The 17,030-nt window shown below is 67.7% G+C and carries 14 protein-coding genes and 1 rRNA gene; 10 read left to right on the top strand and 5 right to left on the bottom strand.

Annotated features, from left to right (window positions below):
• Together AC5P78_RS06545 and tyrS are read right to left on the bottom strand one after the other, a co-directional pair.
• Positions 1 to 94 (bottom strand): 16S ribosomal RNA (locus AC5P78_RS06545); the annotation flags it as partial.
• Positions 95 to 613: 519 nt separating this feature from the next.
• Positions 614 to 1,825 (bottom strand): tyrosine--tRNA ligase, encoded by a 1,212-nt coding sequence (gene tyrS / locus AC5P78_RS06550; RefSeq protein WP_005407778.1) that lies wholly within the window; start codon positions 1,823 to 1,825, stop codon positions 614 to 616.
• Positions 1,826 to 1,992: 167 nt separating this feature from the next.
• Between tyrS and AC5P78_RS06555 the strand changes: the two genes are divergently transcribed.
• Positions 1,993 to 3,465: a M23 family metallopeptidase gene (locus tag AC5P78_RS06555; protein WP_005407777.1), complete on the top strand. Its 1,473-nt coding sequence runs from the start codon at positions 1,993 to 1,995 to the stop codon at positions 3,463 to 3,465.
• A 65-nt stretch (positions 3,466 to 3,530) separates the two neighbouring features.
• Positions 3,531 to 4,658, top strand: a complete 1,128-nt coding sequence (locus AC5P78_RS06560) for an anhydro-N-acetylmuramic acid kinase (protein WP_081284566.1) — start codon at positions 3,531 to 3,533, stop codon at positions 4,656 to 4,658.
• Positions 4,659 to 4,737: 79 nt separating this feature from the next.
• Here the strand turns inward: AC5P78_RS06560 and AC5P78_RS06565 are convergent, their stop codons facing one another.
• The 3 genes from AC5P78_RS06565 to AC5P78_RS06575 all read right to left on the bottom strand — a co-directional run bounded on the left by AC5P78_RS06565 (position 4,738) and on the right by AC5P78_RS06575 (position 7,216).
• The gene (locus AC5P78_RS06565) at positions 4,738 to 4,968 is read right to left on the bottom strand and encodes a hypothetical protein (RefSeq protein ID WP_005407775.1); all 231 of its coding nucleotides are present in this window, start codon (positions 4,966 to 4,968) and stop codon (positions 4,738 to 4,740) included.
• Between the two features lie 77 nt (positions 4,969 to 5,045).
• A complete protein-coding gene (locus AC5P78_RS06570) occupies positions 5,046 to 6,419 on the bottom strand; it encodes an AmpG family muropeptide MFS transporter (protein ID WP_005412009.1) in 1,374 nt (457 codons plus the stop codon).
• Complete coding sequence (locus AC5P78_RS06575; protein WP_005407773.1) at positions 6,416 to 7,216, bottom strand: exodeoxyribonuclease III; 801 nt, start codon at positions 7,214 to 7,216, stop codon at positions 6,416 to 6,418. The genes AC5P78_RS06570 and AC5P78_RS06575 overlap by 4 nt, the downstream gene beginning before the upstream one ends.
• Before the next feature lie 162 nt (positions 7,217 to 7,378).
• On the opposite strand from AC5P78_RS06575, the gene pyrE reads away from it, so the two are divergent.
• From pyrE to AC5P78_RS06615, 8 genes are all read left to right on the top strand, one after another.
• Positions 7,379 to 8,038 (top strand): orotate phosphoribosyltransferase, encoded by a 660-nt coding sequence (gene pyrE, locus AC5P78_RS06580; protein ID WP_005407772.1) that lies wholly within the window; start codon positions 7,379 to 7,381, stop codon positions 8,036 to 8,038.
• 19 nt (positions 8,039 to 8,057) lie between these two features.
• Positions 8,058 to 8,723, top strand: a complete 666-nt coding sequence (locus tag AC5P78_RS06585) for a hypothetical protein (RefSeq protein WP_005407771.1) — start codon at positions 8,058 to 8,060, stop codon at positions 8,721 to 8,723.
• Between the two features lie 174 nt (positions 8,724 to 8,897).
• Complete coding sequence (locus tag AC5P78_RS06590; RefSeq protein ID WP_005407770.1) at positions 8,898 to 8,990, top strand: potassium-transporting ATPase subunit F; 93 nt, start codon at positions 8,898 to 8,900, stop codon at positions 8,988 to 8,990.
• 12 nt (positions 8,991 to 9,002) lie between these two features.
• Positions 9,003 to 10,712, top strand: a complete 1,710-nt coding sequence (gene kdpA, locus AC5P78_RS06595) for a potassium-transporting ATPase subunit KdpA (RefSeq protein WP_183153727.1) — start codon at positions 9,003 to 9,005, stop codon at positions 10,710 to 10,712.
• Positions 10,713 to 10,722: 10 nt separating this feature from the next.
• Positions 10,723 to 12,780, top strand: a complete 2,058-nt coding sequence (gene kdpB / locus AC5P78_RS06600) for a potassium-transporting ATPase subunit KdpB (RefSeq protein ID WP_111151151.1) — start codon at positions 10,723 to 10,725, stop codon at positions 12,778 to 12,780.
• Complete coding sequence (kdpC, locus tag AC5P78_RS06605) at positions 12,777 to 13,427, top strand: potassium-transporting ATPase subunit KdpC (RefSeq protein ID WP_495217174.1); 651 nt, start codon at positions 12,777 to 12,779, stop codon at positions 13,425 to 13,427. The genes kdpB and kdpC overlap by 4 nt, the downstream gene beginning before the upstream one ends.
• A gap of 36 nt (positions 13,428 to 13,463) precedes the next feature.
• Entirely contained in the window at positions 13,464 to 16,124 is a 2,661-nt protein-coding gene (locus AC5P78_RS06610; RefSeq protein WP_012478919.1) for an ATP-binding protein, read from the top strand.
• Positions 16,105 to 16,818 (top strand): response regulator transcription factor, encoded by a 714-nt coding sequence (locus AC5P78_RS06615; RefSeq protein WP_005412001.1) that lies wholly within the window; start codon positions 16,105 to 16,107, stop codon positions 16,816 to 16,818. Before AC5P78_RS06610 ends, AC5P78_RS06615 begins: the two co-directional genes overlap by 20 nt.
• Positions 16,819 to 17,030: the final 212 nt, after the last annotated feature.

The raw sequence follows: 17,030 nt of genomic DNA on the forward strand, positions 1-17,030 counted from the left end.
CCAGAGAGCAAGCTCTCCTGTGCTGCCGTTCGACTTGCATGTGTTAGGCCTACCGCCAGCGTTCACTCTGAGCCAGGATCAAACTCTTCACTTAAAACTGCATGATCCGAAGATCAAAATTTAAAGCTGCAGATGATTGATGCTGGCAACGTATCGCTTGCTTTAAAACAATTAATAGTTGCTTGATCAAACGTCTGCAAGATGGACAATCATCCTTCCTGCAGGCGCCTTCACAAGATACCTGCGCATACTTTCAAAGATCTTGGGAAGTGGCCTCAGCGCCGTTCCCGTGTGCTGCGAAGTTTCCTTCGTAGCGAGCCGCCCATTATAGCCGGCTTTTCCGCCTCGTCAACACCTTCGTTCGATCATCTCGTTCGGCGGTGGTGGGCGCCCTGTTGTCGCTGAAGCCCCTTGGTGGCGACCCCTGCGACGGGGGAGGAGAAGTATGTCCCTATTCCCATCGTTTGTGAAGGGGGTGTGGCGATTTTTTTCACCGGATGTTGCATCCGTTCATCCGTCGCGCTGCGGGAGGACCGCCCGAAGAGCAGCCAAGCGTGGGCTTGGCTCTACAAGAGCATAAGGAAGGGCCGGCTGCGCCGGCCCTTCCTTTGTCTCAGGCAGCGACCAGGCGTACGCGGGCGAAGGTGCGCTTGCCGACCTGCAGCAGGCCTTCGAAGCCCGGCTGCAGCACCTGCTGGCCGTCCTCGACCACCTCACCGTCCACCTTGACCGCGCGCTCCTTGAGCTTGCGGTTGGCTTCGGAGTTGCTCGGGGTCAGGCCGGCCGCGGTCAGCAGCGCAGCGATACGCAGGCCTTCGACCGGGATCGCCACGTCCTGCAGCGGCAGCTGGGTGATGTCGCCCTGCCCGGTCACCGCCGCTTCCCAGCCGGCGATCGCCTGCTCGGCCGCTGCGGCGTCGTGGAAGCGGGTCGCCAGTTCACGCGCCAGGCGCAGCTTGACCACGCGCGGGTTCAGGCCGCCATTGGCCACCTGCTCGCGCAGCTGCACGGCTTCGGCCTGGCTGATGTCGAAGGACAGCAGCTCGATCCAGCGCCACATCAGGGTGTCGTCCACCTTCATGGTCTTGGTGACGATGTCGATGGCCGGTTCGCTGATGCCAATGTAGTTGCCCAGCGACTTGGACATCTTGTTGACGCCGTCCAGGCCCTCCAGCAGCGGCATGGTCAGCACCACCTGCGGCTTCTGGCCGTGGTGCTCCTGCAGGCCACGGCCCATCAGCAGGTTGAACTTCTGGTCGGTACCGCCCAGCTCCACGTCGGCCTCCAGGGCCACGGAGTCGTAGCCCTGCACCAGCGGGTACAGGAACTCATGGATGGCGATGGACTGCTGGGCGGCGTAGCGCTTGGCGAAGTCGTCGCGCTCGAGCATGCGTGCCACGGTGTGCTGGCCGGCCAGGCGGATCATGTCGGCCGCGCCCATCTTGCCGAACCACTCCGAGTTGAAGCGGACTTCGGTACGGCTGCGGTCCAGCACCTTGAACACCTGCTCCTCATAGGTACGGGCGTTGGCCAGCACGTCCTCGCGGCTGAGCGGCTTGCGGGTGAGGCTCTTGCCGGACGGGTCGCCGATCATGCCGGTGAAGTCGCCGATCAGGAAAATGACCTGGTGGCCGAGGTCCTGGAACTGGCGCATCTTGTTCAGCAGCACCGTGTGGCCCAGGTGCAGGTCGGGCGCGGTGGGGTCGAAGCCGGCCTTGATCCGCAGCGGGCGGCCCTCCTGCAGGCGCGCACGCAGATCCTCGAGCTTGAGGATCTCGTCGGCACCACGGCCGATCTGGGCAAGGGCTTCTTCAATCGAGGACACGTGACTACTCCCGGCAACGCCGATTCTTGTGTGGGGTGTTAAAGCAAAGTTAACCCGATTGGCTTCACAAAAGCCAATGGGCACAAGGGTTTGACGCGGTTTTCTCAGGTGTCTATGGTAACCGGCGATCAGGCCCCCGCTCCCGGGCCACCAGGAAAAAACCGCCGATGCACAATTCCGAACAAGGGCGCGCACGCAAGCAGCGCTTCCAGGAACGCCTCCACGTCCTGCACGACAACGCCCTGCATCGGAAGCTCAGGCAACATCTTCCCGCCGCCTTCAACGAGCGCTGGACCCGGCGCCACTGGATGCATGCCAGCCTGTTCGCGACCATCGGCGCCCTGGTGGCGACGATCGTGCCGGGCTTCTCGCACACCATCGACGCCCCCTTTGCCGACAGCCATACCAGCCTGGCACTGCCGTTGCCGCCGCTGGCCATGGCCCGCCAGCAGCAGGTGCCCGGTGACAGCTGGCAGGTGCTGCGCGTGGAACGCGGCCAGACCCTGAGCGATCTGTTCGACAAGGCCGGTATCCCGGCGACCACCCTGCACCGGGTACTGGACCACCCGGGGGCGCGCGAGGCGCTGACCAAGCTTCGCCCGGGCGCCGAGATCGCCTTCGACATGCCCCTGTCCGGCGACCTGCGCAGCATCCGCTTCGACCGCGATGCCGACAACCGGGTGGAGCTGAGCCTGGCCGGTGACGACATCAAGGAGAAGGTGACCAAGCGCGAGACCTCCACGCGCACGGTGGTCACCAGTGGCGAGATCACCAGCTCGCTGTATGCCGCGGCCCGCCGCGCCGGGCTGTCGCCGTCGGCGATCGCGACGATGACCGACGACATCTTCAAGTACGACATCGACTTCTCGAAGGACCTGCAGCCGGGCGACCGCTTCAGCGTGGTGATGGATGAAACCTGGCGCGAAGGCGAGAAGGTGGACACCAGCAAGATTCTGGCGGCGACTTTCACCACCGGTGGCAAGACCTATTCCGGCTTCCGCTTCGACCGCAACGGCAAGTCCGAGTACTACGACATCAACGGCCGTTCGCTGAAGAAGAGCTTCATCCGCATGCCGATCCCGTTCGCGCGGCTGAGCTCGACCTTCGGTGCGCGCAAGCACCCCGTGCTGGGCAAGATGCGCATGCACAAGGGCGTGGACTACGCCGCGCGCACCGGCACCCCGATCATGGCCGCCGGCGACGCCCGCGTGCAGTTCGCCGGCGTGCAGCGCGGTTACGGCAACGTGGTGATCCTCGACCACGGCCGTGGCCACACCACCCTGTATGGGCACATGTCGCGCTTTGCGAACATCAAGACCGGCCAGCGGGTGGCCCAGGGCACGGTGATCGGTTATGTCGGCTCGACCGGCCTGGCCACCGGCCCGCACCTGCACTACGAATTCCGCGTCAACGGCGAGCACCGCAACCCGCTGACCGTGACCATGCCGCCGCCGGAGCCGCTGAAGGGCGCCGAGCTGGTCGCCTTCCGCGCGCAGACCGCGCCGGCGATGGCCCGCATCCAGGGCATGGAGAAGCTGATCTACGCCGATGCCAGCCCGGCACCGACCAGCCGCGACGAGGCCGCCCCCGAGGTGGCCAGCGCCAAGGACAAGAGCAGCACCGGCCGCAAGCGCGGCTGAGCCCCTGCGTTGACGAAGAAGGACGCGGCAGCACAAGCTTGCCGCGTCCTTTTTTTATGCCCGCCATGAACACGACTGCCGACACTGACGCCCCCCTGTACCTTGGCCTGATGTCGGGCACCAGTGCCGACGGCATCGATGCCGCGCTGGTGCAGTTTCCTGCCGGCGGAGGCTGCCGCTTCGTGCACGGCCTGACCGCCCGCTGGGAGCCGGTGCTGCGTGCACGGCTGGTGGCGCTGGGCGAAGGTGGTCCACTGGATTCGCTGGAGGAGCTGGGCGAGCTGGACGCCCGGATCGCGATCAGCTTCGCCGGGGCCGCCAACCAGCTGCTGGCCGAGGCTGGCGTGGACCGCAGCCAGGTGCTCGCGATCGGCTCGCATGGGCAGACCGTGCGTCACCGGCCGCTGGCCGACCCCGCCTTCACCGTGCAGCTGGGCGACGGCAACCGCATCGCCGAGTTGACCGGGATCACCACGGTCTCCGACTTCCGCCGACGCGACGTGGCGGCCGGGGGCCATGGTGCGCCACTGATGCCGGCCTTCCACCTGGCCATGCTGGGCACGACCGACGAAGACCGCGCCGTGCTCAATCTGGGCGGTATCGCCAACCTGACCCTGATTCCGCGCGAAGGTGCGGTACGTGGCTTCGATACCGGCCCGGCCAATGCGCTGATGGATGCCTGGTGCCAGCGCCACACCGGCCGCACCTTTGATGCCGACGGCGCGTACGCCGCCAGCGGCGCGGTGGACGAGGGCCTGCTGGCGGGCTGGCGCTCGGACCCGTGGTTCGCGCTGCCGCCGCCGAAGAGCACCGGCCGTGAGCAGTTCCACCTGGCCTGGGCCGAGGCGCACATGGCCGAGGGCCAGTACGCGGCGGCCGACGTGCAGGCGACCCTGCTGGAGCTGACCGTGGCAACGGTGGCCGACGCGCTGCTGGCGCAGCAGCCGCAGACCCGCCGCCTGCTGGTCTGTGGCGGCGGGGTACGCAACCGGCAGCTGATGAAGCGCCTCGCGGCCCGGCTGCCGGACGTGCAGGTGGAATCCAGCGCCGTGCACGGGCTGGACCCGGAGTACGTGGAGGCAATGGGCTTCGCATGGCTGGCGCAGCGGATGATGGACGGGCTGGCCGGCAACCTGCCAAGCGTGACCGGAGCTAAGGGCCCGCGGATCCTGGGGGCGATCCACCTGGCGTGAGGTGGCGCCATCCACGCGTGGCGTGGATCTACCGGGCAGCCGGACGTGGGCTCGTCTCTACAGCATTGCGGCGCGGCCGCTAATCGAAGCCCTGCCCTGCGGGCAAGGCCTGCAGGGCGGCAATGGCATCGGACAGGGCATCCACTTCCGGATCGCCGAAGCCGGAGCGGACTTCCAGTTCACTGCTGAACAGACCCTGCTCCAGCAAGGCGGCACAGGTCTGTTCGTGGGTCCAGCCGCGGGCGACCGCGACGCGTTTGATACGTTCCAGCAGCAGCGGGTCCAGGTCCCGCAGCACAACGTCGGCCATGCTCACTTCCCCGTTCGCAAGGCACCGCCCCCTCGGCGCGTCGGGGCGATGATCCCGCAGACCGGGCGGGCAGGCAATCAGGTCGAGCCGGCGGCCTGGCGACGGCGCTGCTGCAGGATCAGCAGGGCGCAGAGGATCACCACCGGGATCGCCACCAGCGCGGTACCGACGAAGAACAGCGCGTAGCCTTCCAGCAGCGTCCGGCCCTGTGCGAGCGTCTGTACCGACCACCCCGAGAGCCCCTTGAGCGCCTTGCCGGGCATCGCGTAGAACGAGCTCAGCAGTGCGTACTGGGTAGCGGTGTATCCAATGCTGGTCAGGCTCGACATGTAGGCGATCAGCGCCGTACCGGCGAAGCCGCTGGCGAAGTTGTCGATTGCCATGGCCACGGCGAAATGGGTTGTGTCCGGGCCGGAATAGGCCAGCCAGGCAAACGCCAGGTTGGAGGCCGGCCCCAGCACAGCGCCTACCATCAGCGCCGCCAGCACCCCCCAGCGGACCGAGACCAGGCCCGCTGCGGCAATACCGACGAAGGTCGCGACCAGCCCGACCGAACCACGCACCGCGCCCACGGTGTCCTCGTCCAGGCCGAGATCGACGTAGAAGGGGTTGGCCATCGGCCCCATGACGAAGTCGGCCATGCGATAGACGCTGATGGCCACCAGGATCAGGATCGCGCCGCTGCGGTGCTCGCGGACGAAGGCGATGAACGGTCCTGCTACGGCGTCGAACAATCCGCGCGGTGTCCACAGCGAGGTCGCCTGCGCCTGCACGGCAGCCACCTCCCTGGCGGGTTCCCTGGCCATGACCACGGCCACCACGCCAAGCGCCATCAGCACGGCCATGATCTCGTACGAGACCTGCCAGCCGACACGGGCCGCGATGATCAGGATCAGCGCATCGGTGACCAGCAATGCAGTGCGGTAGCCCAGTGCCGAGGATGAGGTCAGCAGTCCAAGCTGCTCGCTGTTGTCAGCACTTTCAATGCGCCAGGCATCGATGACGATGTCCTGGGTGGCCGAAGCAAACGCCACGATCACGGCCATCACGCCGAACACGACGATGTGCTGCCAGGCGATACCCAGGAACTGGATCTGGCCCCCCTTGGGCTGGACCAGCGCCATGCCGACCAGGCCCACCACCACAACCAGCTGCGACAGCAGCATCCAGCCACGGCGGCGGCCAAAGCGGCCGAACAGAGGCACGTCGGTCTTGTCGACGATCGGTGCCCACAGGAACTTCATGGTGTAGGCCAGCCCGACCCATGACAGGAAGCCGATCGTACTCAGCTCGATGCCTTCCTTGCGCATCCAGAAGCCGAGCGTGTTGCCCACCAGATAGATCGGCAGGCCGGAACTGAAGCCGAGCAGCAGCATCGCCAGCACCTTGCGCTGGCTCAGGTTGGACAACACCTGCTGCCACGGTCGGCGCGGCTTGGCAGCCTCGGTCACAGGTCGTAGTCCACGGTGAACGGGGCGTGGTCGGAGAAGCGCTCGTCGCGGTAGATCGAGCAGCTTCGCAGGCGGTCACGCAGGCCCGGGGTGATGAACTGGTAGTCGATGCGCCAACCGACGTTGTTGGCACGGGCGGCGCCGCGGTTGCTCCACCAGGTGTAGTCCTCGCCGGTGGGGTTGAGCAGGCGGTAGGCATCGGCCCAGCCGCGGCCGGCGGTGACATCGGTGGCCTGGCCGTGGTCGGCGCAGAGGGCGTTGAGCCAGTCGCGTTCCTCCGGCAGGCAGCCGGAATTCTTCTGGTTGGACTTCCAGTTCTTGATGTCCAGCGCCGAACGCACGATGTTCCAGTCGCCGCACAGCACGTAGTCGCGGCCGCTGCGCGCCCACTCCTCCAGGATCGGCCGCAGCCATTCCATCACTTCGAACTTGAAGCCCTGGCGCAGGTCGCCCGAGCTGCCGGACGGGATATAGAAGGAGACCACGCTGAGGTTGCCGTAGCGTGCCTCGATGTAGCGGCCTTCGTCGTCGAACGGGGCCCAGCCCAGCGACGTGATGACCTGGTCCGGCTCGCGCTTGCTGTAGATCGCCACACCGCTGTAACCCTTCTTGGTAATGGCGTCGCGGTAGAAGCAGTGGTGGCCGTCCGGGCGGAACATCGGGTCGCTCAGCTGGTCTTCCTGGGCCTTGGTTTCCTGGATGCACAGGACATCGGCATCCTGGGCACGGAACCAGTCGAGGAAGCCCTTGGTCGCGGCGGAACGGATGCCATTGGCGTTGAAACTGATGATGCGCATGCGGAAGACCTACGGCGGGAAACCGGGCAAGCATACCGGTTGACTGCAGGGCTGCGCAGTCCGCCGGGTGGGCCCGCCAGCGCCTTCACACGGGGCCGGACGAGCGCGAAACGCCCAGCTGGATTAGGATTTGTGCTCCAAATGAAGATGAATCGAGTTTTGATGAGCGACCACCGCCACCGTTTCCTGCAGTTGGCCCTGACCGCCGACGCCCTTCGCTTCGGCCAGTTCACCCTCAAGTCCGGCCGGCTGAGCCCCTATTTCTTCAACGCCGGGCGCTTCGACTCCGGCTCGCTGCTGTCCCAGCTCGGCGCGTGCTATGCCGATGCCATTGATGCCAGCGGGATCAAGTACGACGTGGTGTTCGGCCCAGCCTACAAGGGCATCCCGCTGGCCACCGCGATGGCCTGCGAGCTGGCCCAGCGCGGCCGCGACCTGCCGCTGTCGTTCAACCGCAAGGAAGCCAAGGACCATGGCGAGGGTGGCCAGCTGATCGGCGCCGACATGCAGGGCAAGCGCGTGCTGATCGTCGACGACGTGATCACCGCGGGTACCGCGATCCGCGAAGCGCTGGGCATCATCCGCGCCGCCGGTGGCACCCCGGCCGGCATCGTGGTGGCGCTGGACCGCCAGGAGATCGCTTCGGAGACCGACCGCCGTTCTGCCGCGCAGTCGGTGGCCGAAGAAGCCGGTATCCCGGTGATCGCCGTGGCATCGCTGGCCGATCTGCTTGATTTCGCCTCCGGCAACCCGGAACTTGTGGGTTACCGGCAGCCGCTGGAAGCCTACCGGGCCCAGTACGGCGTTCGTTCGATCCGCTGACCGACCCAGGGGAAAGGTCATGTCCCGAGTTCCTGCTGTCCTCTTCGCCGGCCTGCTGCTGGTCGTGCCGTTCACCGTACCGGCGCAGTCGCGCGACAGCGGCAAGGCGGAAAAGAAGCTGTACTGCTGGAACGAGGGCAAGGAGCGGATCTGCAGTGATTCGCTGCCGGCCGACGCGGTCAACCATGCCCGCGAGGAATTCAATGCGAGCACGGGCCTGCGCAATGCGCAGGTCCAGCGCGCGTTGACCGACGAGGAGCGTGCCGCTGCCAGCACCGCTGCGCAGCAGCAACAGCTGGACCTGATGGCCGAGCAGACCCGCCAGCGCACCGAGCAGGCCATGTTGTCCACCTACGGCAGCGAGGCCGACCTGCGCCGGGTGTTTGCCGAGCGCCAGGAAGTGCTGGACAACAACCTGAAGACAGCCGAGTACAACGTCACCAGCCTGCGTGAGTCGCTGGTGGCGCTGCTGTCGGCGGCGGGAGACCGCGAGCTGGCCGGCGCCAAGGTGGCCGACAAGCAGGCCGAGGCGATCCGCAAGCGGCATGCGCAGCTGCAGGCGCAGCAGCGCCTGCAGGCCGGGCTGGTGCAGCAGCAGCAGGCGTTGAAGGCCGAGATCGACAGCACCCTGCAGCGCTATCGCGAGCTGAAGGGGCTGGTGCCAGCGGACGCTCCGGCGGGCTGACGGCGCTGCCTCCGCCGGGCATGGCCCGGCGCTACCCCGGGCCTGGTTACGGGTTGGCCCACGGAATTTATGCACTCTTTACGCGTCGGCCCGGTCCAGCGCGTAGTGCGTTTATGGGGGGTAGGACGACGATGGCGGCCTGAGGTGGAGGGGTTCCACCAGGACGCTATTGCAATGTCCCCCTGGCTGTCGTTGTTGTGTGGCGTGCTGGTGCTGGTTGCCGCCGCCTATCTCCTTTATGTCGTGCTGCGGCCCGAGTCGTTCTGAGCGGAGCCGGCCATGACTGAGATGCTTGTGATTATTGCCGCCAGCCTGCTGCTGGCGTGGCCGCTGGGCCTGTACCTGGCGCGCGTGATGCGCGGCACGCCGATGAAGGTCGACGTGCTGTTCCACTGGATCGAGAAGCCGCTGTACAAGGTGCTTGGCGTCGATCCATCGCGCGCCATGTCCTGGCGCGGCTATGTGCTGGCCTTCGTGCTGAGCAACGTGGTGGTCGCGGTGCTGACCCAGGCGGTGTTCATGACCCAGGCCTGGTTGCCGTTGAACCCGGACCAGATCCCGAACATGCGCTGGGACACCGCGCTGCACACGATGATCTCGTTCCTGACCAACACCAACCAGCAGCACTATTCGGGCCAGGCGCAGCTGTCCTACTTCTCGCAGATGACCGGCATCACCGGCCTGCAGGTGGTGACGCCGATGATGGGCCTGGCGCTGGCGGTGGCGACGCTGCGCGCGTTGTTCTCGCGTGCGCCGCAGGCTGCGGCGACCACCAGGGCCGGCGATGACCGCCAGGTGGCGGTGGGCAACTACTACGTGGACGTGGTGCGCCTGTGCGTGCGCTTCCTGCTGCCGCTGTGCCTGGTGTGGACGCTGGTGCTGACCAGTCAGGGCGTGCCGTCGACGATGGCCGGTGGGCCACAGGCCACGCCGATCGATGCCAGCGCTGGCATGGCCGAACAGAAACTGCCGTTGGGACCGGTGGCGGCGATGGTCGCGGCCAAGCAGCTGGGCGCCAACGGCGGCGGCTGGTATGGCCCGAACAGCAGCTTCCCGCTGGAGAACCCGACCCCGCTGTCGAACGCGCTGGAGATCGTCGGCATCCTGCTGGTGCCGATGGCGGTGATCTTCATGATCGGCGCGTTCACCGGCCGGCGCCGCTTCGGCGCCCTGGTGTTCAGCTGCATGCTGGGCATGTCGCTGCTGTCCACCGGCGCGATGATGTGGAGCGAAGGGCATAGCGCCAGCGCCGCCACCCCGCTGCTGATGGAAGGCAAGGAAGTGCGCTTCGGCGCCGATGGCACTGCGCTGTGGGCGGCGGTGACCACCCAGGTCTCCAACGGCTCGGTCAACGGCATGCACGATTCGCTGGCGCCGCTCAGTGGCGGCATCGCGATGGTCAACATGCTGGTCAGCGCGATCTGGGGCGGCATCGGTTGTGGCCTGCAGCAGTTCATCGTGTACCTGCTGCTGGGTGTGTTCCTGGCCGGGTTGATGACCGGGCGCACGCCGGAACTGTTCGGCCGCAAGCTGGAGACGCCACAGGTGCGCCTGCTGGCCCTGCTCGTGCTGCTGCAGCCGATCACCCTGCTGGTGTTCACCGCGATCACCCTGGCCGTGCCCGGCCTGGCGGGCACCTCCAATCCCGGCTTCCATGGCATCAGCCAAGTGTTCTACGAGTATGTCTCGGCCTATGCCAACAACGGTTCGGGCTTCGAAGGGCTGGGAGACGCCACGCTGTGGTGGAACCTGAGCTGCTCGCTGGTGCTGCTGCTGGGCCGCTTCCCGCTGCTGATCATCCCGCTGGTGGTGGCCGCACAGCTGGCTGCCAAGCGCCAGGCGCCGGAGTCTGCCGGCAGCCTGCAGATCGAAACGCCGACCTTCGCCCTGACCCTGGTCTCGGTGATCGTCATCCTGACCGTGCTGCAGTTCATGCCGGCGCTGGTACTCGGCCCGATCGCCGACCACCTGAGCCTGGGACTGCACTGAGGACACCGCAATGAGTACCCATGCAAGTTCAACCCGTAGTTCCCTCGCACCGCGCCCTGCCCTGCTGGATGGCGCAGGCCTGCGCCGCGCACTGGTCGAGGCAGTGCGCAAGCTGTCGCCGATGCATCTGGTGCGCAGCCCGGTGATGGCGGTGGTGATGGCCGGCACGATCGTGGCCGCGATCGTCACCCTGACCGGCAATGCGCCGCTGGGCTTTGGCCTGGCGGTGACCGCGATCCTGCTGGTGACCGTGCTGTTCGGCAATTTCGCCGAAGCCGTGGCCGAAGCACGTGGCCGTGGCCAGGCCGCATCGCTGCGCCGCGCCCGCCAGGACCTGGTGGCGCGCCGCCTGGCCGCACCGCAACCGGGTGCCGCGGAAACCCAGCTGCCAGCCGCCGAGCTGCGCCCGGGCGACCATGTGATCGTCAGTGCCGGTGAGCTGGTACCGGCCGATGGCGAGATCGTGCAGGGCCTGGCTACCATCAACGAAGCAGCGGTGACCGGCGAATCGGCACCGGTGCTGCGCGAGGCCGGTACCGACCGTTCCGGTGTGATCGGCGGAACCAAGGTGCTGTCCGACCAGATCATCGTGCGGGTGACCGCCGAGCCGGGCCACAGCTTCCTGGACCGGATGATCGCGCTGGTGGAAGGCGCCAACCGGCAGAAGACGCCGAACGAGATCGCACTGACCCTGCTGCTGGCGGCGATGACGCTGACCTTCCTGGTGGTGGTGGCGACGCTGCCGGCCATTGGCGCGGCGGTAGGCGTGCAGGTTGACCCGCTGCTGCTGATCGCGCTTCTGGTCTGCCTGATCCCGACCACCATCGGCGGCCTGCTGCCGGCCATCGGCATCGCCGGCATGAACCGCGCGTTGGCCGCCAACGTGCTGGCCAAGTCGGGCAAGGCGGTGGAAGTCGCGGGCGACGTGGACGTGCTGCTGCTGGACAAGACCGGCACCATCACCTACGGCGATCGCCAGGCCAGCCACTTCCATCCGTTGGCCGGTATCGATGCCAGCCAGCTGCGTGAAGCGGCGCTGTTGTCCTCGCTGGCCGACCCGACCCCGGAAGGCAAGTCGATCGTGCGCCTGGCGCGCGAACAGGGCTGCGCCACCGCTGAACCGGACCACGCCGAGTACCTGGCGTTCAGTGCGCAGACCCGCATGTCCGGCGTGGACCTGGAACATGGCCGGCAGATCCGCAAGGGCGCGGCCGATGCGATCCGTGCCCACGTGCAGGCACTGGGTGGGAGTGTGCCGGCTGAACTGGCCGGCCGCGTCGAGCAGGTCGCACGCAACGGTGCCACCCCGCTGGTGGTGGCCGAGGGCCGCCACGTGCTGGGCGTGATCGAACTGTCGGACGTGGTCAAGCACGGCATGCGCGAGAAGTTCGCGCAGCTGCGGGCGATGGGCATCCGCACGGTGATGATCACCGGCGACAACCCGCTGACCGCCGCCGCGATCGCTGCCGAAGCCGGTGTCGACGACTACATCGCCGAGGCGCGACCGGAAGACAAGCTGGCGCGCATCCGCCAGGAGCAGGCCGGTGGCCGCCTGGTGGCGATGGTCGGTGACGGTACCAACGACGCCCCGGCACTGGCCCAGGCCGACATCGGCCTGGCGATGAACTCCGGTACGCAGGCGGCGAAGGAGGCCGGCAACATGGTCGACCTCGATTCGGACCCGGCCAAGCTGCTGGCAGTGGTGGAAGTAGGCAAGCAGCAGCTGATCACCCGCGGCGCGCTGACCACCTTCTCGCTGGCCAACGACGTCTCCAAGTACTTCGCGATCCTGCCGGCGCTGTTCGCCGCGGCCGTTCCGACCATGGCCGCCTTGAACGTGATGCAGCTGTCGAGCCCGCGCAATGCGGTGCTGGCGGCGCTGATCTTCAACGCCCTGGTGATTCCCGCCCTGATCCCGCTCGCCCTGCGTGGCGTGCGCTTCCGCCCGGCCACCGCAACGGCGCTGCTGCGCCGGAACATGCTGGTGTACGGCCTCGGCGGCGTGCTGCTGCCGTTCGCAGCGATCAAGGCGATCGACCTCCTTCTTGTCCTGGTATTCGGCGCATGAACCGTTCTGCTTCCACCTCCACTTCCCTGTCCCGCGAACCGAAGGCCGAGGCCCGGGTGGCCAGCCTGCAGGACGGCGCCAGCTGGCGCCCGGCGATCGGCCTGGGCCTGGCCACCCTGCTGCTGGCGGGTGCGGTCTACGCCGGTATCGCCACCGGTTTCGCCAGCCTGGCCTACCCGACCCAGGCCGAGGGCAGCCTGCTGCGCGATGGCAATGGCCAGGTGCGCGGCTCGGCGTGGCTGTCGCAGCCGTTCACCGGTGATGGCTACTTCCAGGCACGGCCATCGGCGGCCAACTACGACCCGATGGCGGCAGCCGGTTCCAACATGGCGCGCAGCAACCCGGCGCTGGCCGAGCGCGTCGCCGCCAGCACCGCGGCGGTGGCCGCACGCGAAGGCGTTGCCCCGGCGCAGGTTCCTGCGGACCTGGTCACCCAGTCCGCCGGCGGCCTGGATCCTCAGCTGTCACCGGCTGCAGCGCAGCTGCAGGTGGCACGCGTGGCGCGTGCCCGTGGCCTGCCGGTGGAACGCGTGCAGGCACTGGTGCAGGCGCACACCGAAGGTCGCCAGTGGGGCCTGTTCGGCCAGCCGCGGGTGAACGTGGTGACGCTGAACTTCGCGCTGGACCACGCGGCCAAGGCGCCGTGATGCCGGCCTGCACCGGCTGCGCGCACAATGGCACCCATGACTGATGCGCGTACCCGCCAGGCCGATGCCCTGGTCGAAGGCCTGCAACGCGAAGCCGGCGGCAAGCTGACCGTGTTCCTCGGCGCGGCGCCGGGCGTGGGCAAGACCTACGCCATGCTGACCCGCGCGCAGGAACAGCTGCGCCGCGGCGTCGACCTGGTGGTCGGGTTGGTGGAAACCCATGGCCGTGCCGATACCCAGGCGCTGCTGGAGGGGCTGCCACAGCTGCCGCTGAAGGATGTGGCCTACCACGGCCATGCCCTGCAGGAGATGGACCTGGATGCCGTGCTCGCACGGCATCCGGCGTTGGTGCTGGTGGACGAACTGGCCCATCGCAATGCACCCGGCAGCCGCCACGAGCGGCGCTGGCAGGATGTGATGGAGCTGCTGGACGCCGGCATCGACGTCTGGACCACGGTCAACATCCAGCATCTGGAAAGCCTCAATGACGTGGTGATGCGCATCACCGGCGTACGCGTGAGCGAGACCGTGCCGGATGGGGTGCTCGACCGCTTGCACGACATCGTGCTGGTCGACCTGCCGCCGCGCGAGCTGATCGCGCGCCTGCAGCAGGGCAAGGTCTATGTGCCCGAACAGGCCGCGCAGGCGCTGCAGGCGTTCTTCTCGCCGGCCAACCTCACCGCACTGCGCGAGCTGGCCATGCAGGAGGCCGCCGACCGCGTCGACAGCAGCCTGCGTGAAGCGCGCGCCGCGCGCGGCGAGAGCAACCTGCCACTGCGTCGTGGCGTGCTGGTGGCCATTGATGGCGGCGGTCAGAGCGAATACCTGGTGCGGGTGGCGCGGCGCATCGCCGAACGCCGCGATGCGCCGTGGACGGTGGTGACCGTGCAGGGCCGACGCCAGGACGAGGCGACCCGGCGCGAGATCGATGCGGCCTTCGCATTGGCACGGCGCCTCGGCGGCGACGCCGAACTGCTGCATGGATCGAGCATCGCCGATGCCCTGCTCGACCATGCCGCGCACAACGGCGTGTCGACCCTGGTGCTCGGCCGGACCCGCGAACGTCCACTGGCGCGGATGTTCAACCGCACCCTGACCCAGCAGCTGATCCAGCGCGGCGCGCATTACGAGATCACCATCATCAGCACCCCGCAGGCACGTGCGCGTTCGCGCCGCGAGGGCCTGCTGCCGCCGATGCGCGGCATCAGCTACGAACCGGTGCAGGCGCTGATCGCCACCGCGCTGGCCTGTGCGGTGGCATGGCTGGCCGAACGCTGGGTCGGCATGGCCGACCTGTCGATGGTGTTCATCGTGGCGGTGGTGCTGGTGGCCGCACGCACGCGCGCCAGCGTGGCGGTGATGGCGGCGATCCTGTGCTTCCTCGCCTACAACTTCCTGTTCATCGCGCCGCGCTTCACCTTCGCCATCGGCGCGCGCCAGGGCGTGATCACCGTGTTCCTGTTCCTGGCCGCCGCGCTGGTGGCCGGACGCCTGGCCTCGCGCCTGCGCATGCAGGTGATCGCGCTGCGTGCGGCGAATCGACATGCGCGTGCGCGCCAGCAGCTGGGACGGCAGCTGGCCAGCGCGGCCGGCAACGGCGAGGTGGCGCAGGCGGGTCGGCATGCACTGGAACAGGCCATGGACGTTCCAGCGTGGCTACGGATCGGCGCCGATACCGCAACCGGTGGCCGCAGCCAGCCGGGCGATACCGACTTGGCCGCCGCCGATTGGGCACTGCGCCACGGCCAGCCGAGCGGGCGCTTCACCGACACCCTGGCCGGTGCGCAATGGTGGTTCCTGCCGCTGCTGGATGGCGAAGACCGCGCCATCGGCGTGGCGGGCCTTTACCTGCCCGGCGCACAGGCGCGCCTGCTGCCCGAGCAGCGGCAGCTGGCCGAGGCGATGGTCGACGACATCGCCCAGGCCGCGCTGCGCACGCGGCTGGTGGCCGAACTGGAGCAGGCCCACGTCAGCAACGAGACCGAGCGGCTGCGCTCGGCCCTGCTCTCTTCGGTGTCACACGACCTGCGCTCGCCGCTGGCGGCGATGATCGGTTCGGCCGACAGCCTGGCCAGCTACGGTGCGGCGATGGATACGGCTGATCGCCGTGCCCTGCTGGACACCATCCTGGTCGAAGGCGAGCGGCTGGACCGCTACATCCAGAACCTGCTGGACATGACCCGGCTCGGCCACGAAGGGTTGAAGATCAACCGCGACTGGATCGGCGTGGACGAGCTGATCGGCTCGGCGGCGCGGCGCCTGCAGCGCTACCAGCCCAAGGTGCGGCTGGAGCTGGATATTCCGGCCACGCTCGCGCCAATCTGGGTACACCCGGCGCTGGTTGAACAGGCGGTGTTCAACGTGATGGAAAACGCGGCCAAGTTCTCGCCACCCGATGCCGCCGTGCAGGTGCAGGCGCGCGAACTGGACGGACAGCTGCGCATCGATGTGATCGATGCCGGCCCCGGCATTCCCGATGACGAGCGCGCGCGCATCTTCGACATGTTCTACAGCGTCGAGCGCGGCGACCGTGGCCGCCACGGCACCGGCCTGGGCCTGACCATCTGCCAGGGCATGGTCGGTGCGCATGGCGGCAGCGTGCAGGCGCTGCCCGGACGCGACGGTCGCGGTACCCTGATCCGCATCACCCTGCCCCTGCTCAAGCCAGCCTCCCACGATGAGCCCGACTCCGATTGACGCCAGCGCGCCGGCCCCGCGCGTGCTGGTGATCGATGATGAAACCCAGATCCGCCGGTTCCTGGACATCAGCCTGCGCGCGCAGGGCTACCAGGTGCGGCAGGCGGCCACCGGCCAGGAAGGCCTGCAGCTGGCGGCCAGCGAGGACATGGACCTGGTGATCCTGGACATCGGCCTGCCGGACATGGAAGGCCATGAGGTGCTGGAGCAACTGCGGCAGTGGAGCCAGGTGCCGGTGATCATGCTGACCGTGCGTGCGGGTGAAGCCGAAAAGGTGCGCGCACTGGATACTGGCGCCAATGACTACGTGACCAAGCCGTTCGGCACCCAGGAGCTGATGGCGCGGGTGCGGGCGCTGCTGCGCACGCGCAGCGTGCCCAGCGACGGCACGCCACCGGTGTTCGACGATGGCCATCTGCATGTGGATCTCGTACGCCGCGAAGTGGCGCTGGATGGCGAGCCGGTAGCGCTGACCCGCAAGGAGTACGCGCTGCTGTCGCTGCTGCTGCGCAATGCCGGGCGGGTGGTGACCCAGCCGCAGATCCTCCAGGAAATCTGGGGCCCGACCCACCAGCACGACACCCATTACCTGCGCATCCTGGTCGGCAAGCTACGGCACAAGCTGGGCGATTCAGCGCTGGATTCGCGCTACCTGTTCACCGAGCCGGGCGTGGGCTTGCGTTTCAAGGGGTAATAGATCCACGCCATGCGTGGATGGACATCATCGAAGCCGGAAGAGCATCCACGCATGGCGTGGATCTACCGTGTCGACCAAGGTCGACACCCACCAGCAGCGGTCCATGCCGTTCCGACAGATCGCGGAAATCTGTCGAAGGCGGGGTGGGTCCGGTTGCGGGGGCGTGAGCCGCATGGATGCGGCGACCGAGCTTACATGGACGTACTTGC

This window comes from Stenotrophomonas sp. YJH_SMC_133 (assembly GCF_059370655.1).